The organism is Pseudomonas tremae, assembly GCF_001401155.1.
Taxonomy (GTDB): domain Bacteria; phylum Pseudomonadota; class Gammaproteobacteria; order Pseudomonadales; family Pseudomonadaceae; genus Aquipseudomonas; species Aquipseudomonas tremae.
Map to the genome: position 1 here is coordinate 1 of NZ_LJRO01000078.1, position 418 is coordinate 418.

At 58.6% G+C, this 418-nt stretch carries 1 pseudogene; it reads left to right on the forward strand.

Going from position 1 to position 418, the window contains the following annotated elements:
- Positions 1 to 189: 189 nt before the first annotated feature.
- Positions 190 to 418 (forward strand): annotated as a pseudogene (locus tag ALO43_RS05690) (nitrilotriacetate monooxygenase); the annotation flags it as partial.

Below are 418 nucleotides of genomic sequence, written 5' to 3' on the forward strand. Positions count from 1 at the left end.
TTACAACAGTGGCTGGCGCGTGGCGCTGCTCGGCAAGAATCTGGCAGACAAGTCCTATTCGCCGATGCTGGCCACCGGTGGTAGCTATGTTTACCGGTCTGTACCGCGTGATGACGAGCGTTATTTCGGCGTACAGCTACGCAAGGATTTTTGAGTCTTGGCACGCGGCAACACAGTAAGGAGTGAAGAATGAGCACGACTGCTCGACAGATGAAACTCGGCGCTTTTCTGATGGCCACCGGGCACCACGTTGCGGCTTGGCGTCACCCTGATGTGCCTGCCGATGCAGAGCTGGATTTCAAGCACTATCGGCACGTGGCCAAGGTCGCGGAAGCGGCAAAATTCGATACGTTGTTCGTGGCCGACAGCGTGGCTGCCGCCACCGGCGATATCGCCAGCCGCATGGCCCGCTCTGATC